This window comes from Bombilactobacillus sp. ESL1187, from assembly GCF_058107155.1.
This window is the reverse complement of the sequence record NZ_JBYLTZ010000001.1, coordinates 1,518,037-1,544,052: the sequence shown is the minus strand read 5'-3', so window position 1 is coordinate 1,544,052 and position 26,016 is coordinate 1,518,037. Positions and strand designations below refer to the sequence as shown.

The 26,016-nt window shown below is 36.2% G+C and carries 22 protein-coding genes; 4 read left to right on the top strand and 18 right to left on the bottom strand.

What is annotated here, in order from left to right; translation table 11 throughout:
- The first annotated feature begins 75 nt into the window (after positions 1-75).
- The 4 genes from AC3B5B_RS07230 to AC3B5B_RS07215 all read left to right on the top strand — a co-directional run bounded on the left by AC3B5B_RS07230 (position 76) and on the right by AC3B5B_RS07215 (position 4,452).
- Positions 76-834 carry a DeoR/GlpR family DNA-binding transcription regulator gene (locus AC3B5B_RS07230; RefSeq protein ID WP_489769736.1) on the top strand — a complete coding sequence of 253 codons (759 nt, stop codon included), beginning with the start codon at positions 76-78 and terminating at the stop codon, positions 832-834.
- On the top strand, positions 831-1,748 hold the full coding sequence (pfkB, locus tag AC3B5B_RS07225) for a 1-phosphofructokinase (protein ID WP_489769735.1): 918 nt from the start codon (positions 831-833) through the stop codon (positions 1,746-1,748). Before AC3B5B_RS07230 ends, pfkB begins: the two co-directional genes overlap by 4 nt.
- Before the next feature lie 17 nt (positions 1,749-1,765).
- Positions 1,766-3,703: a PTS fructose transporter subunit IIABC gene (locus AC3B5B_RS07220; protein WP_489769734.1), complete on the top strand. Its 1,938-nt coding sequence runs from the start codon at positions 1,766-1,768 to the stop codon at positions 3,701-3,703.
- A gap of 131 nt (positions 3,704-3,834) precedes the next feature.
- On the top strand, positions 3,835-4,452 hold the full coding sequence (locus AC3B5B_RS07215; RefSeq protein ID WP_489757890.1) for a copper homeostasis protein CutC: 618 nt from the start codon (positions 3,835-3,837) through the stop codon (positions 4,450-4,452).
- A 71-nt stretch (positions 4,453-4,523) separates the two neighbouring features.
- Here AC3B5B_RS07215 and AC3B5B_RS07210 read toward each other — a convergent pair whose 3' ends face one another.
- From AC3B5B_RS07210 to uvrC, 18 genes are all read right to left on the bottom strand, one after another.
- Positions 4,524-5,207 (bottom strand): DUF975 family protein, encoded by a 684-nt coding sequence (locus tag AC3B5B_RS07210; protein ID WP_489769733.1) that lies wholly within the window; start codon positions 5,205-5,207, stop codon positions 4,524-4,526.
- Between the two features lie 21 nt (positions 5,208-5,228).
- Entirely contained in the window at positions 5,229-5,522 is a 294-nt protein-coding gene (locus AC3B5B_RS07205) for a DUF4176 domain-containing protein (protein WP_489769732.1), read from the bottom strand.
- A 98-nt stretch (positions 5,523-5,620) separates the two neighbouring features.
- Positions 5,621-6,442, bottom strand: coding sequence for a hypothetical protein (locus tag AC3B5B_RS07200; RefSeq protein WP_489769731.1), 822 nt, complete (start codon positions 6,440-6,442; stop codon positions 5,621-5,623).
- 5 nt (positions 6,443-6,447) lie between these two features.
- Complete coding sequence (locus tag AC3B5B_RS07195) at positions 6,448-7,140, bottom strand: hypothetical protein (RefSeq protein WP_489769730.1); 693 nt, start codon at positions 7,138-7,140, stop codon at positions 6,448-6,450.
- Positions 7,141-7,920: 780 nt separating this feature from the next.
- Positions 7,921-9,249 (bottom strand): T7SS effector LXG polymorphic toxin, encoded by a 1,329-nt coding sequence (locus tag AC3B5B_RS07190; RefSeq protein WP_489769729.1) that lies wholly within the window; start codon positions 9,247-9,249, stop codon positions 7,921-7,923.
- Positions 9,250-9,251: 2 nt separating this feature from the next.
- The gene (locus tag AC3B5B_RS07185; RefSeq protein WP_489757885.1) at positions 9,252-9,530 is read right to left on the bottom strand and encodes a TIGR04197 family type VII secretion effector; all 279 of its coding nucleotides are present in this window, start codon (positions 9,528-9,530) and stop codon (positions 9,252-9,254) included.
- Between the two features lie 15 nt (positions 9,531-9,545).
- Complete coding sequence (locus AC3B5B_RS07180) at positions 9,546-9,854, bottom strand: YwqH-like family protein (protein WP_489769728.1); 309 nt, start codon at positions 9,852-9,854, stop codon at positions 9,546-9,548.
- Positions 9,854-11,278 carry a MucBP domain-containing protein gene (locus AC3B5B_RS07175; RefSeq protein ID WP_489757883.1) on the bottom strand — a complete coding sequence of 475 codons (1,425 nt, stop codon included), beginning with the start codon at positions 11,276-11,278 and terminating at the stop codon, positions 9,854-9,856. Before AC3B5B_RS07175 ends, AC3B5B_RS07180 begins: the two co-directional genes overlap by 1 nt.
- A 12-nt stretch (positions 11,279-11,290) precedes the next feature.
- On the bottom strand, positions 11,291-11,977 hold the full coding sequence (locus AC3B5B_RS07170) for a class A sortase (RefSeq protein ID WP_489769727.1): 687 nt from the start codon (positions 11,975-11,977) through the stop codon (positions 11,291-11,293).
- A gap of 14 nt (positions 11,978-11,991) precedes the next feature.
- Positions 11,992-16,383 (bottom strand): type VII secretion protein EssC, encoded by a 4,392-nt coding sequence (gene essC / locus AC3B5B_RS07165; protein WP_489769726.1) that lies wholly within the window; start codon positions 16,381-16,383, stop codon positions 11,992-11,994.
- A 5-nt stretch (positions 16,384-16,388) separates the two neighbouring features.
- Complete coding sequence (gene essB / locus AC3B5B_RS07160; protein WP_489769725.1) at positions 16,389-17,552, bottom strand: type VII secretion protein EssB; 1,164 nt, start codon at positions 17,550-17,552, stop codon at positions 16,389-16,391.
- 14 nt (positions 17,553-17,566) lie between these two features.
- Positions 17,567-17,818, bottom strand: coding sequence for an EsaB/YukD family protein (locus tag AC3B5B_RS07155; protein ID WP_489757879.1), 252 nt, complete (start codon positions 17,816-17,818; stop codon positions 17,567-17,569).
- Positions 17,815-18,333, bottom strand: a complete 519-nt coding sequence (locus AC3B5B_RS07150) for a hypothetical protein (protein WP_489769724.1) — start codon at positions 18,331-18,333, stop codon at positions 17,815-17,817. The genes AC3B5B_RS07155 and AC3B5B_RS07150 overlap by 4 nt, the downstream gene beginning before the upstream one ends.
- Positions 18,311-21,295 (bottom strand): type VII secretion protein EsaA, encoded by a 2,985-nt coding sequence (gene esaA, locus AC3B5B_RS07145; RefSeq protein WP_489769723.1) that lies wholly within the window; start codon positions 21,293-21,295, stop codon positions 18,311-18,313. Before esaA ends, AC3B5B_RS07150 begins: the two co-directional genes overlap by 23 nt.
- A 144-nt stretch (positions 21,296-21,439) precedes the next feature.
- A complete protein-coding gene (locus AC3B5B_RS07140) occupies positions 21,440-21,730 on the bottom strand; it encodes a WXG100 family type VII secretion target (protein WP_489757876.1) in 291 nt (96 codons plus the stop codon).
- 407 nt (positions 21,731-22,137) lie between these two features.
- Entirely contained in the window at positions 22,138-23,040 is a 903-nt protein-coding gene (locus AC3B5B_RS07135; protein WP_489769722.1) for a DUF4097 family beta strand repeat-containing protein, read from the bottom strand.
- A 73-nt stretch (positions 23,041-23,113) separates the two neighbouring features.
- Positions 23,114-23,992, bottom strand: coding sequence for a hypothetical protein (locus AC3B5B_RS07130; RefSeq protein ID WP_489757874.1), 879 nt, complete (start codon positions 23,990-23,992; stop codon positions 23,114-23,116).
- 178 nt (positions 23,993-24,170) lie between these two features.
- Positions 24,171-25,982 (bottom strand): excinuclease ABC subunit UvrC, encoded by a 1,812-nt coding sequence (gene uvrC, locus AC3B5B_RS07125; protein WP_489769721.1) that lies wholly within the window; start codon positions 25,980-25,982, stop codon positions 24,171-24,173.
- Positions 25,983-26,016: the final 34 nt, after the last annotated feature.

The following is a 26,016-nucleotide window of genomic DNA, read 5'->3' as shown; positions in this document are numbered from 1 at the left end:
TTGATTGTTTTTGAATGGTTATGATTGATTTTGACAAAAAACAGAGTATGATATTTGTATGGAGGTAAGATGTAAGTGATTACAGAACGTCGACGGCAAATTATTTTAAACCAATTACAACAAAAAAATATTGTCACAGTGCATGACCTAGTTAAACTAACTGGCGCCTCAGAATCAACCATTCGTCGTGATTTGTATGAGCTAGAAGATCAGAAACTATTATCACGGATTCATGGTGGTGCCAAAAAAATCAATTCCTCATTGCTCGCAGAACCCAAAGTAGCTTTAAGAGCTACCATGGCTTTGCCTGAAAAACGAGCAATTGCAAAAGCTGCTGCTAATTTAGTTCACGATCATGAAGTTATTTTTTTAGATTCTGGAACTACAACTAATGCCATGATCCCTTTTTTAGCACATAAAAAGGATTTATTGGTCTTAACTAATAGTGTCGACAACGCTGCTTTATTAGCGGATCAACAATTGCACACTATCATGCTGGGGGGCTTTTTAAGAAGCTCTACTAAAGCCACTGTCGGTCAACATGTAACACAATATTTGAGTGATTGCCATTTAGATCAAGCTTTTTTAGGCACTAATGGCTTTGATGTCCAACATGGTTTTACGACGCCTGATCCTGAAGAATCATTAGTCAAGCAGGCAGCTGTTCGACAATCTGATCAGACTTACGTCTTAGCAGATAATTCCAAATATCAGCAAACGCGTTTTAGTAAATTTGCTAAATTAGATGACGCTATTTTAATTACTGATCATCTAGCTGCTGATATTAGTCAGCACCTTACCTCATATACTAAAATAATGGAGGTCCTGCAATGATCTATACCCTTACTGCAAATCCATCGATTGATTATGTTTTGCAGTTATCAAAAATGACTTTAGGTGAAGTCAATCGAGTAGAAAATGACGTTAAATTGCCTGGCGGCAAGGGGATCAACGTTTCACGGATTTTGCAAGAGTTACAACTGTCATCAACGGCTTTAGGCTTTATTGGTGGTGCAACGGGAGATTTGCTTACGCAACTGCTCAAAAAAGCTGCTGTCGTGACTGATTTTACCCAAGTTCACGGCGATACCCGCATTAATGTCAAGATCAAGGCCGATCAAGAAGAAACCGAAATCAATGGCCGCGGTCCACAAATCACCCCTGGAGAAAAAGCTAGTTTATTACAAAAAATCGCCCAAACAAAACAAGGCGACGTGGTTATTATGGCCGGTAGCACCCCACCAGGTTTAGACCAACAATTTTATTTAGACATTGCTCAGCAAGTTACTGCTAATGGTGCAGAATTTGTCATCGACACTACTGGTCAAGCCTTACTGGATACCTTAGCCTTTCATCCGTTAGTAATTAAACCAAATCATCACGAATTGGCTGAATTGTTTCAAACTAGTTTCCATGATTTAAACGATATCATTCAGGCGGCTCGTAAGCTGTTAACTCAAGGTGCTCAACATGCCTTAGTTTCAATGGCTGGTGATGGAGCCTTATTAGTGACACCGGATGCTGCCTATCAATGTAACGCACCTAAAGACATCGTGAAAAATTCGGTTGGTGCAGGTGATTCAATGATTGCTGGTTTTGTTGGTACTTATATGAAGACCCACGATGTTTTGGACAGTTTTCATGTCGGTGCTGCTTGTGGTTCTGCTACTGCATTTAGTGAAGATTTAGCGCAAATTACTAAAATCAAAGCCGTCTATCAACAAATTCAGGTTACTCAAATTCAATAATAAGTGAGGCGTTTAAAATGGATTTAAAAGAATTATTACGTAAAGACGTCATGATCATGGATTTAAAGGCGACTACCAAAGAAGCCGCTATTGATGAAATGGTCGCCAACTACGTCCAAAAAGGCGTCGTCGATGATGAAAAATTATTTAAAGCGGATATTTTAAAGCGTGAAGCCGAAACCAGTACTGGTATCGGTGATGGCATTGCCATGCCACATGCGCGCGATAAAGCTGTCAAACGGGCCACAGTTATGTTTGCCAAAAGTGCTCATGGCGTTGACTATGACGCTTTAGATGGTCAACCAGTTTACTTGTTCTTTATGATTGCTGCTCCCGATGGTGCTGATAGCCTGCATTTACAAGCTTTAGCCGCTTTATCAGCCTTATTGATTGATCCTAAGTTAGTCGCTGCTCTAAAAGAAGCAACAACTCCAGAACAAGTTCAAGAATTATTTGACCAAGCGCAAGCACAAAAAGAAGCAAAAGAAAAAGCGCAACAAGAAAAAAAGGCCCAGCAAGCTGCTAATCAGACAACTAATACTGACCGGGGCTATATCGTGGCAGTTTCTGCTTGCCCTAACGGAATTGCCCACACCTACATGGCAGAAGCTGGTTTAAAAGAAGCCGCCGAAAAATTAGGGGTCGACATTAAAGTCGAAACTAATGGTTCCGAAGGTGTCAAGAATAAATTAACGCCGGCTGAAATCAAACGCGCGGATGGCGTCGTGATTACTGCCGATAAAAAAGTTGAGATGGCACGGTTTGACGGTAAGAAATTAATCAACCGGCCTGTCATTGACGGTATTAATAAACCGGAAGAATTGATCCAAAAAATCGAAGCCGGTAATGCTCCCACTTACCATGCTAATCCGGATGAAGCTGATAGTAGCGACGGCGAAGTTGAAGGTAAGTCCATGTGGTCGCGCATTTACGCTGACTTAATGAATGGTATCTCTCACATGTTACCATTCGTGGTTGGTGGCGGAATCTTAATGGCCATTTCTTTCCTATTGGAAAACATGGCTGGTCCCAAATCAACAAGTTTCCTATTCTTTAATAGTATCGGTAATTACGCCTTTAACTTTTTAATTCCAGTTTTAGCAGCTTATATTGCCGTTTCAATGGCTGACTTACCTGCTTTAATGCCTGGTTTTGTAGCTGGTTTTATGGCTTCACAAGCTAGTGCTAGTTTTGTTCATTCATCTAGCCCTGCCGGCTTCATTGGTGGTTTAATCGGTGGTTTCTTAGCTGGTTGGGTAGTTGTTGGCATGAAGAAAGTCTTCAAATTTGTGCCTAAGTCACTTGAAGGTATGAAACCAATGCTGTTATATCCGGTCTTTGGTTTACTAATTGTCGGCGCCATTATGTACTTTGCTGTTGACCCAGTCTTTGCCGTGGTTAACCAAGCCATTACTGATTTCTTAACTCACATGGGTACTGGTAATGCTGTCTTATTAGGAGCCTTACTTGCTGGAATGATGTCTTTAGATATGGGTGGTCCTTTCAACAAAGCTGCTTATGCCTTTGCAATTGGTATTTTTACTAATACTAAAGATGGTGCTTTAATGGCTGCCGTAATGGCTGGTGGAATGATTCCGCCATTGGCAATTGCCTTAGCTGCAACCATTTGGAAAAACAAGTTCACCGAACAAGAGCATCAAGCTGCTATGAGTAACTATATTTTAGGTGCTGCTTTTATCACCGAAGGTGCCATTCCTTTTGCTGCCGGTGATCCATTGCACGTTATCGTTCCAAGTGTGATCGGTGCTGCTATTGGTGGTGGTTTAACTCAATTCTGGGGCGTTAACGTTCCCGCACCGCACGGTGGAATTTTTGTTTCACCATTATCCAATAAACCATGGTTATTCTTATTATCAGTCGTGATTGGAGCAGTCATTGCCGGTTTAATTTACGGTATTTGGAAACCTGCACTCAAAAAAGCTGAAGCAAAATAAATTTTCTTGGAAAAGTCCGTCATTATGATGCGGGCTTTTTTTGTATAACAAATCAAATTATTAAAAGTTTCGTTTGATCCCATCTTTTTTGTATAATTAATTTAACAATCAAATTTGATTAAGAGGTGATAATGATGATTTTAGAAGCTTGTGTTGGAGAATTTTCACAAGTTCCCAAAGTAATTAAGCGCGGTGCCAAACGCATTGAATTAAATGCCGATCTCGCCCAAGGTGGCATCACTCCTAGCTTAGGCGTTATCAAAGCAACCGTTGAATATGCCCACCAATATCGAATTCCCGTCATCGTCATGTTACGGCCCCGCGGACGAAATTTCATCTATAACGCCGCTGAGTTAAAAATTATGCATGAAGACGCCCAATTAATTGCTCAAGCTGGTGCCGATGGTGTGGCCGTGGGAACTTTAACTTCTGGAAAGCAAATTAATACTGCTGCTTTAGAATATGTTTTGGGTACTTTACCACTTATTAAGGTCTTTCATATGGCCTTTGACGACATTAAAAATCAACCAGCTGCCATGGACTGGTTGATTCAGCATAATTTTCAACGAATTTTAACGCATGGTGGTCCATTAAACAAACCATTAAATATTAAACACTTACAAGAATTAATCGAATATGCCAACGGCCGCATTGAAATTTTACCAGGCGGCGGCGTTACTCACAGTAATGTTCAAGATATTACCCACTTATTAGGTGTCGAACAAGCGCATGGTTCAAGAATTGTGTAAGGCAAAATAAAAAAGCAGCATTGGTGTCCAAATTTGACTCAATCACTACTTTTATTTGAGGACCGTTATTCTTAACCAGCTGGAACAATATCTTGACTGGACTGTTCTTGAACTTGACACAACCGGACATAAAAGTTGGCTTCAGCCAATGTCCGATAGGGAAAGACCCAAATTCCGGCTAAGCCCACAGTGATAGACACCAGCATTTCGTACCCAATAAAACTCAAGCTAAAAACAAAATACTCCCAACAATGACCTTTCATCATCTGACGACTCAAAGTAATTGCTTCACGATATTTAACAGGCTTATTATCTTGGACACTATCCCGATAAATATAAACTGCTTGTGAATAGCTAATCGCTTTCATAATTCCAGGGACAATCAGTAACAATGACCACAAACATATCCAAATTCCAGCCAAAATAGACACTAGCAAACTACCGATAAAAGTTTCGCCCCGTTCAAATAGCACCAAAGATTTAGTAAATGGCTTGGTTAGTGGGGCATCATTTCTCATCACATCAACTGCCGCCAAGCTACTACTCAAATTAAAAACTTGATAACCAATAAAAACTATTAATGCTGAACACATCATTAATGTACTAACTGGACGATTGCCTGATAAAGTGCGGACAGTATTCAGAATTACCAAAGCTAAATAAAAAAACAACGTTAATAAAAACATTTGTAGAAAAAAACTAAAGTGAAGATTTAATTTACTCTTCGCACTTTGCTTGATCTCTTTTCTGTTCATAAAAGTTTCTCCCCTAAAATTTTAATCTTCCAATGCAATTTCTTTTTCCCACTCTTGATAAACTTGATTAAAGCGTACCTCATCTTCATCACTGAAGCCTTTAAAAATAACTCGGTCAATGTCTTCACAATTAAAGAAAAATGTTTGTTTTGGATCAACTCCTTCGGGATAACCACACCCAAGATAATCAACAAACTGCTCACTTTGCGTTGTTTCATCTTGGTACATAACGCCCCGACCAATAATCATCATTTTTTTAGTACCCTCTTTAAGATAAACCAATGATCCTAAAGGTAACAGCTCTTTATTTTCCATATAATTATTTATTCCCCTACAATAATTTTTAATTGATTTTAAAACTGATTATTTGAAAATTAATATCACCTTCTTTCACTGAAGTCAGCTATCAAAATTTATTTCATTCGTTTTTTACGTCCAAAACTAACATGGTACTCTGCTTCATATTCGGATTGATATTTATAAAAGTAATACAACGGTACGATAACTTTAAATGGAAAATAAATAAACAGAAAGTAAAGTATCAGATACATAAAAAAAGGCACCATTATAAAGAAATAAAAAACATACTGTAAAGATCTATAATTTATTGAAAAATGTTTAACTATCATTTTTTTTAAAAAATCAAAAGTAAAAACAATAAGCAACAATAAGCCACTGTATTTAGCGATTATTCTTAACCAAGTATCTATTTTATCTATGCCTAATTTCTTTTGTGTACCATCATTAATTTTTTTGTAAAAACCAGAATAGTTTCTATAAACACTTTTCACAAATAAAATAAGCACTAATAAACAAGCCAAATAAAAAATTATTGAATTGATTAAGGTCATTTTATTAATTATTGCAAAATAAATAAATAAAATCATCATTACAAATACATTAATTAAACTAATTGTCTCTAATACATTAGTAATAATAGTTTCAATTATCCAATTTTTTGATATAAAGAAAACTATAATTAAAATAAAAATACTAAAAATCATTAACATAATAGAAATAAAAGCTAGTTTTTTCATAATTAAAGCCAACTTGCTATAAGATAGTGAAATAATTACTGCCAAAAAGATGCCAATAACGCCACAAAAAATTATTCCAAGTAAATCTTTAAAAGTCTGTTTGATAAAGCTCTTTTTTCTTATAGAATCTAACAACAAATTAATTGTATAGTTATTGGTTGCTAACTTTTTACTTTTTTCAAATGATAGATTGGACATATTTTTCATCCTTTATATATAATATTTTTCCAGTTAATTTTCGAAACTGTTTTACCAATACCAGTTTCAAAATTATGAGCATTGCTTTTAACTTGATCAACAAAATGAGGATTAAAAAACTTAGTTAACATTATTCCAGTACCACCTAAAGCTGCCAAAACTACTAATGGGGTACTAACGCCAACTAATGCCACCGTTAAAGCAGCACTAACTGGACCAAGTTCAAAAATACTATCAATCATTCCATCACTAACTGCTCGTCCTAAATCATGATGTTTTTGATCAGCATAATCTGCTCCGGTATTTAATATCACGTTCCAACCAAATGCTTTTGGAGTTCCATATTCTGTCAATCCTGATTTTTTAATTACTTTGAAACTGCCTAACATTGTTTTACCCACGTGTCCAAAACTACCATTCAAGACATCTGGTAAATACTTATTGAACTTATTAAAATAGCCCGTACCTTTTTTGACTCCTTGCCAAAACTTATTTAAATACTTTAAATTCCTAGCACCAGTTGCAATCGTATAAGCCGTTACTGATTGAACCAATCCTTTGACTAACTTAAGCTTCTCACTAATGGCCGTCATAATCTGGTCAGAATCTAAAATTGCCTTCATTGCTTTTTCAGGATCAGCTTTTGCCAAATTAATAACTAAACTATTTTTTATACTTACGATATCCAAGATTAACATTATATTCTTCTTCGTATTCTAATTGATATTTGTATAGGTAATAATAGGCTAAAAAAGTTTTTACCGGAAAAAAATAAAAATATAGATAAATTATAAATGTAATTGTAAGCGGAAAAAAGGAAATCAACATAAGCCAAACTTTAAAAGAATTGTTAGAAAATTTTCCTTCCAAAAAAAAATTATTAACTGTATAAATCAATATAAATAACAAAAATACAGCATTAAAAGAAAAGTAAACTTTGTAGAACAAATTAAATAGTAAGCTATTGGTATTAAAAAAAAGCTTAAATAGTCTAAAATAAGAATTACAAGTTATAAAAGCGCCAAATATGATAGCATTAAAATATAGTATTTGTAACAACATTTTTTCTAATCCCAAAAAATATCGTCGTATATCAAAAATAATATAAGTTACAATAATAATTGATATTATAAAAAATATTGGTAGTATAACTGCACTTTCTGAAATTCGTTTTAATATTACATTTTTATATAAAAAAGACCTAAAAAGCACTAAAGAAGATATTATAAATTGAAAAATCAAGAATATTGATATAGGCTTCATCAAAAATGTTTTGTTTAAATGACTTAATATAAAAAAAACCAGTTCTATAACATAGAGTATTAAAAATCCCAAAAAAGTATTTATGTTTTTCCTTTTTCTGCCATATATTTTATTTTTTGATTCATTTAACAAACTGTTAATTTCGAACTTAACTATTTTATGGCTCTGATTAAAAGATAAATTAAATATTTTCATAGCATATACACCTTATAACTCTAAAAAGAGAACTGCCTATTTATTTTAGAAACATCTTTACCATATTTTCTCTCTATTTTATAAATGTTATTTTTAGTCTTATCTATAATTGTAGGATTTCTAAATTTTTTATACAAAATAAAACCTCCAAATAATGAACCAACTGTTACAGATGCTAATACTATTTCTGGCGTAAGACTAACAAATGCTCCAACTGCAGCAACTGTTAACAATGCCCCTTTAACTGGTCCAGTATCAAAAATAGTATCAATCGCTCCATCACTAATAGCTCGTCCTAAATCATGGTGCTTTTGATCAGCATAATCTGCTCCAGTATTTAATATCCAATCCCAACCTAAAGCTTTCTTCGTCGCATATTCGGTAATTCCGGTTTTTTTGATAGCTTTAAAACTTCCTAGTGCCGTTTTACCAAGATGTCCCAGCCTGCCATTGATGACGTCCGGAACATATCTATTAAATTTATTAAAGTATCCCGTTCCCTTTTTAACCCCTTGCCAAAACTGATTTAATATCGTTAGTTCGCGTCCACTAGCGGAAATAGTCGCTGCTACTACCACCTTTCTAATTTCCTTAACTAATTTAGGACTCTCACTAATGGCAGTCATCATCTCTTTAGATTCCAAAATTGCTGTCAGAGCTTTTTTAGGATCAACTTTTGCTAACATCTTGATCCGTTTGTAGTCATCACTATTAACCACACCCTTAAGATTTTCGATCAACTTATTAATCAAGCGTTGTTCCTTTTGACTCTTGACTGTGTCAATACTTTTAATTTCCGATCCCAATTTCACAGTTTGTTGATTCAGGCCTTGCATCGTTGCTGTTGGGCGACGACTATTAAATTGCTGCAATTTCTCCACCGTTTTGTTAGCTGAGCGCACCATCTTTTTGACATCGTTCACAGGATCATTACTGAGACGCCGCAAGCTTACAATATCCGCAACAGAACTAATCGCTCGGTTACACTCTTCAAGCGCATCTTCTAGCGGTGCTTGGCTCGCTTTGAACTTAGTTGCAATTGCTTTGATGTAATTGGAATCTAACACCGCATCTGGACTGGAGTCCACTTCACTAGCAAACACTTGAATTAAACGTTGATACTGTTGCTGTAATTCCGTTAAGTCATTAACTAAATTATGATTTAAGGTTTGATGAGTTTTATTGGCATAATTGGCCATCGCACGCTTGGCTTGACCGGAAAAACCTGGTGTTTGTGGTACAGCCGTCATCTTCGTACTGACTGTAACCAAACTACTCTGCAGCGCCTGTCCTTTACGATCCAGCACTTGCTTATTATCAATCACCTCTTTGATACGGACTTTGACCATAATTAACGACCTCCCAGATCTTGTGCTAACTTCTGATCTTGTTTAACTAATTGTGCTTCTGTTTTTTTAAATTGTGCCACATCATTATTAACCACACTACAATACTTTTTAATCAGACTATCCATTTTATTACTTAATGTTAGCATCTGCATAAACGGTGCAGCATTAGTCTGGGAAAAGTGCTGTAACTTTAAATTCTTTTGTCCTAAATCAGTTGCCGCTCCCCGAGCCTCAGTCACCCTTTGTTCAAAAGCATTAATCTTAATTGCTATCTTTACCATTAACTTATCTCCTCATCAATTAACCGCTGCTAGCCGCGCACATTCTGCTTGTAATTCCTGAATTTTGTCATCAATTATGCTCATATTTTGTTGAAAAACATTATAATCGTGCCGACTACTTTGTTGAAATTGATCATAGTCATTAGCTAATTTATTTTTTCGCTCACCACGCCATTCGCTATTAGAAATAGACGTATAACCTGTTGTAATTTTATCAATGTTGGCTTTTAACTTAGTTTGGCCTTTTTGCAAATTGATTTTCGCTTTTTGTAATTTAGCAATCTTCATCCGTAATGCTCGAATTGCCACCGCATTTTTTCCCATTATTGAAACCCCCTCACTCTTTTCCAAACCAATCTTCCAATGACACTTGTCATCAATAAGATTCCTAAGATTAATAACCCCGTTGTTTGTTCATGCAAATCTGCAGTTTGCGGCAACGTTGCACTGTCTCCCTTAGTTGCCGAGTCGTTACTAGTCGGATCTATCGCGCCATTTGACTTGGGCGGTAGTTGTGTACCGCCGCCACCAGAATCATTGGTTCCACCATTATTTAAATTTTCAGTCGGTTGACTGGTTGAGCTCGAATTGGCATGGTCTGTAGTATTGGACTGATTAGTGTTAGCATCATTCTTACCTGAATCACTATCAGCATTATTATTAGAACCTGCTTTGTAATAAAGTGTTACTGTTTGTTTGTTGTTAGTAAAAGTCCCATTGTCTGCACCAACAATACGCTCAAACGAGTAACCGTTAATTTTCAAACGCTCAATTGTGTAGGTCTCACCCACATTGCCCCGTAAAATGACGTTATTAGCAATTTCTTCATTGGTTTTTTCATCTAAATACCGCACTGTTACATCTTGACCGGTTACTTGTTGATCTTTCTTATAAATAAAAGTAATTGTTTGAGGCTCTTTAGTATATGTGCCGGAAGTTTGCCCCTCAGCATGGTCGTAAATGTAGCCTGGGATATCTTTTTGGGACACAGTATAAGCATCACCAATTTTGCCAGCCATGACCAAGTCACTGGCTACACTCAGAGTAGAGTTTTCAATCAAATAGCGAACCGTTAACTTCCCTGTAGTCATTTTTCCCTTGTAAACCAAAGTTACAGTTTGGGGACTAGCGGTAAATTGCCCCGTTAAATTACCATCTGCTTTGACATATTCATAATTGTTCACCGCATAATTGTGCGGATCCACACTGTAATTACTACCCACATTGCCCGTAATTGTCACTGCATTCTGAATAGATTCACCCGCCTCATCCACAAATTGAACATTAACCGCACCAGTAGCCGCTACTTGGTTTTGATTATCGTTAACTGCACTATCTTTGGACCGGTAACTAAAATATACATACTGGGGCTCTTTAGCATACGTGCCGTTCACATTACCCGTCACATCTTTTAATTTCATATCATGAAATGTTTTTTCTTCAGCATAATAGGGAGCCCCAACTTGACCTTTTAAGGTAACACTGTCCATTGTTTGTCCAGTATCAAAGTTAATATATAAAACTGTCACACTTCCCATTTCCACGGGATCAGCCAACGGTCCACCAGCAGTTGGCTGCGTTTCAGTAATGGTTTTTTGTTTTACATAACTTTTTTGTAACTGCTGTAAGTTATCTGCTCGCGTGTTATTCAAGTTAAAAGTTTCAGCTTGAACACTAGTCCAACTACTAACTACTGTTCCCATCAATAAAGTGAATATCAAAAATATAGTCGTCAGTTTAATTTTCATATCCAATCTCCCCTAAATCCCTAATTTGCGCAATTTTGCTGCTGTAACTGTGTAAGTTCCCAACAAATCGCCTTGGACCACAGTCCGCAAATTACTAGTCGTCAAATTTTCACACGTTATCAGTGTAATTTGTGGTGCTACTAGCTGATCATCAATCAAGTCCACCCGTCGATTCGAAACACCGGTTAAAACCCTAGTTACTTGATATTTGTAAATCAATTTTAAATCTGTTAGATAAACCTTATTCCCGACTTTGACACGATGTAAATTATGAAAAATGGTTTGATTGTGCATATAGTGACCAGCCAAAGCGTAGTTTCCTGCTCCCATCACCTGCTTCGGCTTCATAGTGGCTACACCGTAAAGCAAGTTATCACCACGCGATCCGTAGCCTTTAAAAATTCGATTTTTCATTTGGACTGCAGGAATCGCCATGTAACCAATCGGCTGCACTGAATTATTCCACGCTCGTAATAAGTCTTGCGCCTTAATGGCATGAACTTCTTGTGGATCAAAATTAGCCTTTTGATGTTGATTATGCACAATTTTTTGCCGCGTCAGCATTTGATCTTGTTTTAAGTAGTGCGCCATCAACCAATCATGTCCTGGTGGACTACTAATTACGCCATAGCCAATTAAGCCTAAACTACAGATCATGATTAACCCAGACAAGAGCGCTTTTATTGTTTGCTTTTTCATAATTAACACTTCCTTTATTTGGGTATGCGAATTTTCTTATAAGATCGTCTTTTGAAGTAATAGCCCTCGTCATCCTTCAGATAATCTTCATTAGAGATATATTTAAAACTAACTAAATCTTGATCTGTTAAGCGCGTTCCCAGAATGCCAACTTTAATTTCCGCTTTTAAGGTTCGGGTTAACTCATCAAAACTACTGGTTAAATAACTAAGATAAGTATTAATGACAATGTGTAAGCCATTGGCTTGCCCCTGATGCAATAAATACAATAACTTAATCTGATTTTGTTCAGCGATGTTAACAATTTCTTCAAAATCGGCGAAATAAATTAAATATTCTTGCATTGTGTGCTCTGAACGAATGATTGCTTCCATTTGATGTAAAACCGCAACAATCTCAGACTCTGATTGTTGATTATCAATAATTATTGTGGCACAATGCTCGCTTTGGGCTAATTGCTGTCTAACTAAATTGTCATACAGATGTTGCTGTTCTTCGGTATCGTTTAAAATCACAAAATATTTATCTTGATCAAAATCAAAGACCACTGGCTTGGTTGTTGCTGTATCCAAACCTAACGCTAACTGTCGCTGACTGGTCGTTGCCATCATCTGGAAGCGTGCCAAAGTTAATTCTTCAGGAATCATAGGAATCTTATCAGGCCGTTTTCCTTGCCAACTGGCCTGCATTTGTTGTGCTAATTGTTTGACCTTTTCCAAGATTTCCAAAGAACTGCTACCTTTAGCTGGGAGCAAAGTTTGAAATAAGCGCACAGTATCTAACTTCATCAATCCTCGCCCCGGTTGATCATCAACAACCAGCTGCGAACGACCCACAATATCAGTAGTTTCATTCCGGTCAAATAAGAACAATGAGATTTGCGTTTTAATATTAGCCAATAATTGCATTCTCAAAGCTGCTTGGCGATTAGCAGTAATTATTAGATAAATCCCGACGTTAGCTCCCTCGCGAGTAATCTTGTCCAAAAGATAATTAAACTGCTCACTCCAAGCCACTTCTTTTGCTGAATCCATTGCGTCAACCACAATTGCAATAATCGGCAATTGCTCGGAAGTTGTTGTAAGATATTGTTCTAAACTGGCCACACCTACTAAACTCAATAATTGCTTGCGGTGATTCAATTCCTGCTCAATAATCTCTTGAAATTTTAAAATCTTTTCTGTTTCATCAATTCGAATCCAATCAGCCACCTGTGGTAAATCGCGCAAAGGTAACAAGCCATTGGTTCCAAAATCTAGTAAATAAACATTCAACAACTCGGGCGAATTTTGTTGGCATAAACTCAAGATCAAAGTTTGAACGAATGTACTTTTCCCATAACCAGGACTCCCAAAAATTGCTAAATGCTTGGCTTGCAGCATATCCAAAAGCAAAGGCCTTTGCGCTTGTTGGTCCGGATAATCAGTCATCGCAAGCGTCACTCGTAAATTAAATTGCGCCTGCGACCAATTCTGTTGATAATCAGTTTGAACATAATCTGGCAAAAATAATTGGGCTGCTAAAGGTGGTAACCATGGTCGAGGTAACCGCGCAATATTTTGATCTTGCGCAAATTGTGCAATGTAATTGATCACCGCCGTCAACTCAGAAACCTTCGTTGCTTGAGATTGCGTATCAAGATAGGTCAGACCACTTAAATCAACTGATAAGTTTTCATATTGGCCTAACTCATTAATTAAATAAAGCGGTGGCGCTGTGCGCTTTTTAGAAGCGACTGGTTGATAATCTTGTCCACTATATGCACTTTGAAACAACTCATAAATCTCATTATTACCAACTTGCAGATAGGCGCGCCCTGGTTCAACAATTGAAGCTGCATCCGGCGTATGCAAAATTTCATTGGAATCCGCTTGATCTTGAACCTTTAGCGCAATTTTAAAGCGAGAATTACTCCAAATTTGTTCGTTAACCACTCCACTCGGCTTTTGCGTTGCAAGAATTAAGTGGATACCTAATGAACGCCCAATGCGCGCTGTTGAAACTAATTCCTGCATAAAATCGGGTTGTTCGGATTTTAATTCAGCAAATTCATCACTAATTAAAAATAAATGGGGCATAGCTTCTTCGGCAACGCCGTCATGATACAATTTTTGATACTCATTAATATGATTAACTTGATATTGGCCAAATAACTGTTGCCGCTTTTCTAGCTCAGCTTTGATTGACGCTAAAGCTCTTAAACTTTGACTACCATCTAAGTTTGTAATGGTCCCTAATAAGTGCGGTAATTCACTGAAAAGGTTCGCCATGCCACCGCCCTTGTAATCAATCAACAAAAAGGCCACGTTGTCGGGATGAAAGTTAATTGCTAATGAAGCAATATACGATTGAATTAATTCGGATTTTCCTGAACCTGTCGTTCCGGCAATTAAACCGTGTGGGCCATGTGCCCGTTCATGCAAATCCAATTTAACTAAATCATCTTTACCACGTAGTCCTAACGGAACAGCTAAACTTTTATAGGGAAGATTGACTGACCAACGTTTTTGCAACTGCAATTCTGCCACGGTTTTAATATCGTACAATTCCAATAAACCCACAGATGTTGGTAAAGAATTTTTGAGACTTTCTTTATGGTCTAAGGCGGCTAAATGCCGCACAGTCGCCTCTAAATCAATTGTTTCCAGAGCGTCAGGAACCAATTTTTGAGAAGTTAGTTGACCGTTCTCAATCACAATTTCTGCCTGTTGACTATCATAATATTCGACCACTGTCTCAACATGTTCCGGTAAATCAGCCAACGTTTGCTTCACAAAGATCACTGCGACATCAAGTTCAGAAATATCGTGTGACAAATATTCCATAATACCATGATTAATAATCAATTCTTCATTTTGTACAATCAAAATGTAATACGGTGCGAAGCTAATTTTTTGATCTTTGTTTTCTTTTTCTTTCACAGCTTGTTCGCGTTCTTTTAATAGTTGCAATAAGGCCGTTAATATTTGGTCACGCGTTTGATCATCATCAACAAAATTTAACGTATTACTATCACTAGAACGAAAATGTTTTAACCATCGAAGCTCTTGCCAAAAATCTTGTTGCTGACTATCAAAAATTGGAACAAACCGGACATCATGGTAGCTTTGAAAGGCCGCAATTTGTAGCACCAAATTCTGCAAAGCCTGATTGACTTGGACTTGATCACCAATTAGTCCCACCCCTGCGGACAACAAACTAATTGCTAATGGCGAGTGTTCCACCTGAAGTGCCTGTTGATAAATCTTTTTTGCTTTGTCTAATAACGCATCATGCTTTAATTCTTGCGGCGAAAAATTAACTTGATATTGCCCAGTAAAATCACTTAACCCTAAACGGACCGTTAAAAAGTCCGTTTGAAATTTATTTTTCTCATAAATCCGCGCACTATTACGCAAAATCAATTGACTAATCGTTTGCGGTGATGGTAAGTGATAAGTTAAGGCCGAGCGCGTTTGGTGCTTTTGTGATTGAATCTCCACAATTTTAGTTTGTAAATAATCATGATAATCTTGCACTCTTTGATTAGCTTTTTGCTTTTGTTCTTTTTTATCATTAAAGTAACTACTAATCGCAAAAGCAGTCGTTGTCAAACTCATTGCTCCCATCATAATCATGGTGGTCATGTTATGGCTAATTACTGCCATTACAACCGAAGCAGCAACCATTACCAACGGTGGCATAATCGTTTTTAATAATTTATTTTTAGTAATTTCTGTAGGCATGGGTGGTGCATCTAAAGTTATTTTAGCCTTCGGTAAAGCGCGGATCACCCGCGGTGAGCGATGATACTCTGGATAATCATCTGAATAACAATGCTTTATTTGTTGCCGATAAAACAGGGTACTTTTGACAAATTGCTGCAACAAATCTTTCACGATTAACCAATTATCAGGCTGCAAAGTTATTTCTAACCCATCAATCGCCAGCACATCCCCATAAGTAAAATTAATTACTGTGGTTGTTATTAAACTATGATTTAAATAGACTGGCGTTTTAAAAGCGCCCATTACTTGAAACTGTTTGGCATCAGCTGTCTTTTGAATGAGAAAATCACAATTAATCGCTATTTGAATATCATTGAATGCGTTAGCTCCTAAACTTAAAGGCTGTCCCATGTTGAGCTGGTTAACATCAAAACTGAGTGGAATTAGTGTATCAGCCAAGATTAAAAGTTGGATATGTTGTTGAATTGTTATTACTTGTCCCAATTCTAATACTTGGTCAGCTAAGCAAAACTGAGCATCCGTATTAATCGTCAATTCAAGTGGTTGCTCTAGTTCTGGAACATAATAAGTATCATGATAATCAGTACTTAAAGTAAAATTATTTTGTTCAGTGGTATCTAATTTCAACACTGAGTAGCTCGTCTTTAACCAGATATATAATTGATAAATTTCAGCCATGTCTTCTATTCTTTCTGTAATTTTTTCGTATAAGCTTTAATTAGTTTCGAATATTTATTCAATAATCTCTGCTTCTTAGCACCGGTTAAATGCGGATTATTGTTCGCTTGTGAATATAATTTAGTATACGAAAACAAGATTAATTGCTGATCTCCTAAGTATTTGGCAGCATCCAATGACTGGTTAAAATTGCCTTGTCCATCATAAATCCAATATTTTAAATAGTTAGGATCAGAATTCATATTTAGTGATTTGTTAATATTAGCTTTTTGTTGATGATTGAGATTATCAACATGAACATAAGATTTGGCGAGCATTAATTGTTGAACTTTCGGCATTTGTTGAACTCTAATTTTGCTCAGGTGATTAATGGCCTGATCATAATCTTGCTGCAAATAAGAGCCCGTTCCTTCAGCTAAGGATTGTTTTTGCGGCACAACAACCATTAATAAATAAATCAGCGCTAAACCGACCAGTGTCGTGACCACTGATTCCAATAAAAATCCCCAGTGATAAAGATTAAATTGCTTTTTTGAGGCGACGACTAATTGCTTCTGTTCAACAGTCAAAGCTTGTTGATACAAAACTTGTAGCTGCTCTTTTAAAGTGGCAACGCTTTTGGCACGAATGATTTTCTGATACTTCAAACCAGCAAAACTCTTATCAGCCATTAAGCCTTTATACAAGCGATTAAATGTATACTTATTGGCTAACACCATCACGATAAAAGCTTTCAATTGCTTTAATAAATGAGCATGCGTTTGGGGCGTCACAATACCTACCGCTCCACGGTGTAAAACTTTGGGTCGTAAGTTGACGTCAAAAAAAATATTATCAGGGTGCACTACGGGCACAATTCGTGAATTACGTAATTGCCAAAGCTCTAGTAAATTCAAACATAAGCGAATTTTATCAACTCGCGATAAGTCGCTAGCCAATTGTTGAAAATTGTGCCAATCAGCAGCCACCTGATATTGCAGTTGCCAAGCTTGATCTTGTGGCTTGATTATTAATGGTACTAATTGATCTTGCTTTAATCCTAAATAATCAATCAATTGAGCATCTTGAACACTATCAGCCGTTAATTCTTCGGTAATGCTTCCTGATTTTAAATAATTGAATTGATATTGATAGCCATCAATTTCAAATCCTTGTCTTTGCTTAGCCAATTGCTGCTCCTCCACTAAAAAATTTGTAAAATATCGCCGTCTGCTAAAGGAAAGTCTGCTAATAAATCTGTGTTAACCAACAATAAGCTTTTCGTCTGCACTTTAATTACATTAAGTAATCTTGTATTGAGAGCAATTGCTCGTTGAGCTAAATCATCAATTAAGAGCGCAATTAGTTGATTGACTGTCAATTGTATGGGCAGTCTCAAATCTTGGACATAATGATTCGCAGCTGGGATCAAAATGGTGACGTTAATATATTTCATCGTTTAAAAAATCTCCTAATCATGCGTTTGTGCTTCCCTAACCAACAACCGATGCCAATAAAAAATAATGCCAGCATCATTAATAGAATGTATTTCAGTTTTCGCCATGAATTAGTCTGCTGATGACGTTTGGTATGAGCTGCCGAAATTGATTCTGGAACTTGAAAAAGTCGTCCTTTGGTGTGTTGAACTAATAAATCTGGTTTAGCAGACCATTGGTTAGTAAATAATTGCCGTTGCGTTAATTGCGTATTTTGTGAAAAACGCTGTCTTCGTTGGCGTTGTTGTTGCTCAAAACTATCCTGCCGAAAAAAGAAATCATTCGCACTCAGCTTAGCACTAGCTGAACTTGCCTCACTGGTATCTTGATTGCTGTTTAAAATCGTATTATTAATTGTCATCTTGCCGTCATCCAAAGACCTTCGGGCTGCCAAAAGATCAATATTTTGGAAACTCCATCCGCCAATAAGGATGATTACAACTAATAACCAGCTAAGTTTCAATTTCTGTAACATATAATTTTTCCTTAAATAACCAATTAACCATTAAACAAACTAATAGCAACACACTAAAAATCAGAATGATCAGGACATTATCTGCTTGATTAGTAAAAACATTTGAGTAAATGTCTTCTATTTGTTGAAATGGCGAAGTATATTTCAAAAAGAAACCAACTCCAGGACTTTTGGTTAAATATTGACCCAATGCCGGCGTGTAAAAAATATATTCAATAAAGAAGAAAACAAAAATAAATTTACCGACTGACCGCAAAAATTTGAATAACGCGATGGCGGCTTCAATCACTGTCGCTTGAATCAAAGTTTCGATTATTAACCACAGTTGTGGATACAAAAGGTGGCGCAATAACGGGCGCGTCGTCCAGGCCACTAAGAAACTAATTCCTAAAACTAAAATCAAAGCATATTGTTGGTACAACCCCAAACTGGTTGTCGGTAATTCCCAATGGTCTGCTACTTTAAATGGTTTAAGTTGGCGATTGTGCTGATCATTACCGACAATCAGCAACGCCGCAAAACCACCAATAATAATGTTAGCTAGTGTTAAAAAATAAGGAAAAATTGAACTAAGATTGCGAATTGTCCCCGCATTTTGAAATTTTAACGGCTGAGCCAGATTGCCGTAAATTTTGCGAGCAGCATTATCATCATTTTTAGTATTACTCATTGACTGACCAAAATTGTGATTGTAGTCAGCATTAGTGGCCACAACTTGCTGCCAATTATTAAGGAGTACCTTCGCTTGTTGCAGTAATTTATTACCATGCTGGACAAATGCTTTAGAATCATTATCAATCGTCGCTGTGGCTTGCGCTTGGTTCGTCAAGTTTTGATCTAATTGTTGCGATTGATTCAGCATTTGTTGTAAAGAAGCTTGTAATTGAGAATTTGTTTGTTCGGCCTGTGTACTACTTTGTTGTGCCAATTTCATCAGTGGCGAAAAATCTAACGGTGCGGGGTCACTTAACAATTGTGTATTGAACTCAACGACCGGTGAAATCATGGTTTGATGTTGCCGGTAACTAGCTAATTGTTCCTGATACAACTTTTGAATCTTAACAACCAATTGTTGAAAATCCGCCTGCGCTTGTTGGTTTTGTTGTAATTGTTCTTCATACTGCGTTTGTAATTTAGTGATGGAATCTTCAGCACTATGCACGTTGATTAAAATGGCTAATAATTTTTGCTCTAAATTCGCATCAAACGTAGAAACAGTCTTTACCGGTACTGCAGCTGTTGTCTTGGGCTCTAATTGTAAGCTGTTGAACGTGGTGATGAACGTATAAGCCTGATTTAAAGTAATGATGAAATCCAAATATGGTTGACTTAAATTGCCACTGTGATTCTGAACCAAGTTACTGAGTATTCCTTGCGTTAGTGCTGGAGCATCAATTGTCATGGCATAATTGACGGGTTGCTCAGTCAAAACTTGTGGATATAAAGTTAAGCTTTGTTGGTCGCCCAAATTATTAATAGCTAAACCTTGATCTTGAATAACTACTGGCAAATTATTTTCCTCCAGCTGACGTGCTAGGTTATTGAGGTCAACTTGGGTACTGCTGATATTCAAAAAGACGCTTTGATGGGCTGGCAGATTTAACACTAGGGGGTGATTAGCTGGTGGTAAAGTTGCTTGTTGAAGCGCAACTTCTTGTCCTTGAAAGGAACCTGTTGTTTGAAAGTTATTGACAGCAGCCCACTCGACTTGTAACCTTTGAGTTTGCTCTCTCGTTAACTCACCGTCGCTACTGATTTGTTGCAAAATTTGACTACTATTACTAGGTAGTTGCGTGATGGCTATATTAATCATTGTTTGCAATTGCTGCCGCACAGAACTAACTTGTTCATCACCAACTACACTAGTGCCATTGGCGTTACCTACTGCATTGGATTGCAATGTTGCTAAACATTGATTTAATTTATCCCGAGTTAACCCCAATTGTAGCTTTTGATTTTGCAATTCTTGAACCAGCGCATCATCAGTCTCTGATAACCAAACAGGTGAATTCAATAAGTCACTAATTTGTTTTTGCATAGCTGGAGCTTGTAATTGATTCAAATTAAAATAGTCATCATTGATAATGGTTTGAAAAGCATCATATTGATTAGATACTAAATCTAAAAAGTGCTGATTATTAGCTTGAATTACAGAATTAGCTTGCGTATTAAGTTCATTTAATTGCTGATTAGCTTGACTTTGCAGCTCTTGAGCTTGGGTATTAATTTGTTGCAAACCATTAATGCCTTGATTTTGCAATAAATTTTGTAATTGCTCAGCACCTGCATTATCCTTCGAATTGCTGACTGGATTATCGCTAGCATTGGGCTGCGTCTGACTATATTCTTTAATCAAAGCAGCCAAGGGATTATTCAGGTTACTTTTTAAATTACTACTCAACTGTTGTTCATTAATATTAACTACTTCTAGATGTCTTTGCGCTTGGTGCAAGTTAAACAAAATACTAGCTAGATACATTTCTGTAACTTTGTAATTGAGTTTATTTAAGATTTGATTATTCAATTGTGTAATCTTATTGCGTAAAGTAGGATTTTTATTTTCACGAATTTTATATAAAACCCGAATCTTTTTAAAATCAGCCGCTTGAAACTGGAGAATCTTATTAGAAAAATTAAATGGTAAAATCACAATCAAATCATACCGTCGATGCTTTAAGCCATTTTCAGCAACATCACGTGGAATGGAATACCACGAAATATCATGGTTGCGCGTTAATAGGTTGACAAAATCTCGGCCAAAATTATATTGTTTGCCATTAAATTGACCACCGTTATCTTCATTAACTAAGCCTACTTGCAATACTTTATTCGCATTCGGATCTTTGGTTTGCTTAGTTCTGAATGCAAATAAGGCAATCGTTAAAGTCACTAATATTATTAAAATAATCGCGACAATATTTTTATTGTTGGTTTGTATAAAATGTAATAGTCGTTTAATCAAAAACCTATCTTCCTGTACTATCATAGTTGAGTCATAGCTGGTTAAATTACTTAATAAACCAAGGTTATAAAGCTATGTACGGACTTTTATTACTTATGTAACGCCAAGAGCGATCCTTAATAAACCACTCTTGACTAAAACTAATTAACTCCAAGCTTGACCAATTTGATTATCAGCATCTTCCATTGCTTGCGCTGACTTATCCAACTGCGCCTTAATTTCTCTGAGGAGCTGTGAAAATTGTGTTACTTTTCCGGATAATTCTTGAAATTTCACATCATACTTTTCAAAAGCATTCCCCTTCCATTCAGCACGAATTTGTTCTTGAGTACTCTTTAAATCACTCAATACGTTATCTACACTGTCCGCTCCACGTGTATAATGCGTTGCTTGTGATCTCAGTTCTTCTGGTGTAACGGCTATTTGTCCTGCCACAGTAATCCCTCCTAAATTTAAACCTCTTAAAAAAGAGATAAGCATATTATATCAATAATATTAAAATTTTCATTATTTTTTTAATATTATTTTAGTCAATTATTAATATAAAAAGAACAGATTGTTATACTTTAAGAAAAGGCAAAGTTGAATTCTATTTAAATTTTCGAATAATGTACTAACTACTAATTTTTATAGTCAAAATTAATAGATTAGCATTGATAGCTTGAGTTAATTACTGCTAAAAGAACTAAAAAATAATAATAACTATTTATTATTCAATAGAATGTTTAAACGTCAGCTTCAAAATTACAATACAAAAAAAGTGTTGCTGAAATCATTCAGCAACACTTCAGATAATTCAAATATTTTAATAAAACTTCAAGCCACATTATTTCTAAAGCTAATTACTTAATTGTCCCCTTTGTAACTTTTATTTTTAGCACATTCTTTTTATTATGATTATTTTGCAGACGCTGGATTGTTTGACGCTTGAAAAAACTAATTTTGAGTTTACCCTTCCTCATTAGATGTACATCAGAAGTTCCTTTATCTAACGCTAAGGCTAATTCATCACCATGAAAAACATTCTGCCCGAGCAATTTAGTGTTCTTCAAAGTGACTTTCATCTTCAAATCTTCAAAATTAATATTAGATCCATTTAAAACAGCATCTTTGAATTTCAAATTTGTATCATCAAAACCATCACTAATGGTAGTAACATTAGTTAAATGACACTGATCAAATTGGTATTGACCATCATCATCATCAAACGCTACATTATTGAGGTTACTATTTTGTACCTGATAACGACCACCTTCGTTATCAATCCTCAACCTTTGGGTAACCGCCAGATTTTGCAAGTTGTACTGAGCATCAGAAGAATTTATCTTCAGTTGTTGAATGGACAAGTCATTGAGAGTCACCTGACCGTCGTCTAAACCAAGGTCTAACTTTTTGATAGCATCTTTGTTCGGTACCGTAATCGTAATCGTCGGTTTGGGTGAACTCAGCTTCACATGTTTGCGCACCCCATGATTTTTTTGTTCAATATACAAGTAATGATCTTGATTGCGAAAAGTTATAATATGATAGTTTGTCGGGAAATATGCCCGAAACTGTTTGCCCTGTTTGATATTGACATTGGCATCAACAATACCAATATGAACATGATCAAAGGGCTGATTACTTTGATATGTTCGCACATTAGCAGCTACGGATGTTGCACAATTATTGTTTACGCCTATCAAGACCGCAAACAATAATAGCACAATTGATATTAAGTATTGAATATAATATTTTGACTTCATTAAAAATTTTCTCCCCAAATAATTCAAATGATAAACATAAAAAGTTAAGGCAACAATAAAAACGAATTAAGCGTCATTTAAGCGTACCTTCTTCAACCTCAATTTTTAATCGATTATCTTTGCTCTGATTATGCTTTAAATTCTTAATTAAATTGCGTTTTGGCGCATTGACTGTTAATACGTCATCGTCCATTAAGCGTACATCAGGATTGATCTTGCCCAAAGTTAGGTGCATCTCATCACCATTAAAAACATTTTCCCCCAGAAATTGGGCACCATTAGTAGCTTTCATATATAGTTCATCAAAATTGACCTGCGCATTTTTTAAACTAGAATGATTCAAGCTTAAATGTGTATCATCCATATCATCACTAATCGTTTTGACGTTATCTAACTGACAATTAGCAAACTGATATCGCCCACTATCATCATCAAAAGTAAGATGCTGTAGCTGACTTTGCTGGAAATGATAGCTACTATCATCGCTACTAATTTTGAATTTTTGGGATACTGAAACCTTGTTCAAATCATAATGGGTATTTGAGGTATCCAGCTTAATTTGCTTAATTGACAAGCCACTAATAGACACGTGATCACAATCATCTACATCTAGATTTAATTTGTGAATAGAATTTTGATTCGGTACAGTAATGGTCAAAGTAGGTTTAGGAAATTTTTTTTGAACTTCATCTTCTTGATTAATATAAAGATAATTATTTTTATCACGAAAAGTTAACGTATGATACTTGGTCGGCAGCACCACATGAAACTTTTTGCCTAATTTAAAATTGATGTTTACATCAGCAATGTTGATATAAGCATGGTTAAACGACTGATAACTCTCATACTTAGTGGCACTAGCAGCAGAGACAAGATTACTGTTTGACGCCAATAAAATAGCTAAAAGTACTAACAAAAACGACAGCATTCCTTGCATATGCTTTAATTTCATTAACAATCACTCCTAAAGACGTAAAATTAACCTTTACTTAAAAATGTTAATAAAATCACTCATTTTTGTCAACGCTTTCTTTGAAGCTTACACCAAAACGCAGTTGTCTTTTGTCCGCTTTATTTTTCAGAATTTCTTTCCTCGCTAGCAATTATAACTACTCTTTGATGCAACTAATTTACTTACCAATCTTGCGCGTTGGTGTCAGAGACAACGATAATTTAATCGTTTGTGCTGTCGTTTGCGAAATTCCTAGTTTCATCAAATCTTCGACAGGAGCATCCTTAATTTTTTTAACTGAACCATAGTTTTTCAATAATTTAATCCGCGTTTTTGGCCCCACACCCTTAATACTTTCTAATTGTGAAGACAGCGCATTTTTGCTATGCGTTTGGCGGTGATAGGTAATAACAAAACGGTGCACTTCGTCTTGAATCCGTTGCAACAAATAAAAGCCTTGGCTTTTGCGATCTAACGGTACCACAGCCCCGTCCTCACCAGTAATCAGATGTGACGTACTATGATGGTCGTCTTTAACCATGCCTGCCACCGGAATGTGAATCCCTAATTCATTATGCAAAACATCTAAAATTACGCGTAGTTCGATCAAGCCCCCGTCCATCAAAATTAAATTCGGCAAGGGCTTATGTTCTTTTAATAACCGTGAATACCGACGATAAATCACTTCCCGCGTATTAGCAGCTTCATCCGCTCCATTATGTTGTTCTAAAATATCTTTAATTTTATACTTGCGATAATTGGACTTAACCGGCTTACCATCAACAAAGCTCACCATGGCCGAAACCGCATCAGCACCTTGAATATGCGAATGGTCAAAGGACTCAATCACATGCCCATACGGTAAACTTAAAGCATCAAAAATTTGCTTTTGAGCCCCAACTGTTTGGCGATTATCTAATTCTAATAGCCGAAACTTTTCTTCCAATGACAATTTAGCATTGTCTTTAGCCATTACCAACAAATCACGTTTGGTCCCCCGTTGCGGGGTTCGAAAAGGGACATGCAAAATTTCTGTCAATGAAGCTTGATCGATTTCTTTCGGAACTAAAATTTCACGCGGTAACACATTATTTTTCCGATTATAAAATTGTAAAATAAACGTTGCCAATTCTTCCTCGGGCGTATTAATGCAAGGAAAAATTCGTTTTTCACGTTTCATTAAGCGAGCTTGGCGAATGAAAAACACTTGAATAGAAATCCAGCCTTTATCAACATAAAAGTTGAATAAATCACGCGGTGTATGATCATTCGAAATAATTTTTTGCTTTTCCACGGTCTGTTCAATATAGTGGATTTGATCGCGTAATTCCGCTGCCCGTTCAAATTTTAAATCATCCGCCGCGGTGTTCATTTTTTGTGTTAATTGCTTTTTGATAGTCCCGACATTACCATTCAAAAAACTTTTAATTTTTTTGATTTGCTGTTCATATTTTTGCGTTGGTACTTCTTGAAAGCAGGCTCCCAAACACTGTCCCATATGGTAATATAAACACGGCCGGCCTTGATAACCACTACACCGTCTTAGAGGATAGACTTTCTGTAAAAAATTCAGGGTTTCTTCTGCCGCATACACGTTCGGATAAGGGCCAAAATAAAAACCACCATCTTTTTTGACTTGACCAGTGATAATCATCTGGGGGTTGCGTTCATTAGTAATTTTAATATATGGATACCCAGTCCCCTTCTTTAATTTAATATTAAAGTAGGGCTGATGCTTTTGAATTAAAGTAATTTCCAGTAAAAAAGCTTCCTTATCAGTTGACGTCACAATCGTTTCAAAATCGCGTATTTCACTGACTAACTTAGCCGTTTTGCCTTCATGCGAACTTTTAAAATAAGAGCGAACCCGATTTTTTAAATTTTTGGCTTTACCTACATAAATAATTTTCGCATTAATATCTTTCATCAAATAACAGCCCGGTCGATCTGGCAATAATGCTAGCTTATGCTCTAAATATTCTGTCGCCATTTTTTATCTCCTAATTGCGTCAACTATTGTTTAT